Here is a 235-nt window from a genome sequence, read left to right as displayed (position 1 = left end):
CCCGCCTGTACGCGGAGAGGGTGTTGGCCGCGAGCCCCCGTTCCACCCCCATGTGCTGCAGGTAGTCCGTCATGGCACGGTCTATCGCTGTGAGCGGCCGGGCCGGGGCCTGGGCGGGGGCGGCAAGGGCATGGGGCGCAGGGTGCGCAGGAGCAGGCGGCACGGCGGTCAGCGGTTCCGTCATCAGCGCTGGCTGGGATGCGCCGGCCACGGGGCATCGCCCGGACGGAGGCTC

General features: G+C 74.5%; 1 pseudogene (cut by a window edge). It reads right to left on the bottom strand.

The annotated features are described in order from the left end of the window. Positions 1–73: pseudogene (locus tag K789_RS0117820) on the bottom strand (site-specific tyrosine recombinase XerD); it reaches 848 nt to the left of the window's first position. Between the last annotated feature and the right edge of the window lie 162 nt (positions 74–235).

Origin of the sequence: Arthrobacter sp. TB 26 (assembly GCF_000427315.1) — a bacterium.
GTDB lineage: Bacteria > Actinomycetota > Actinomycetes > Actinomycetales > Micrococcaceae > Arthrobacter.
This window is presented reverse-complemented; position numbering and strand designations above follow the sequence as displayed.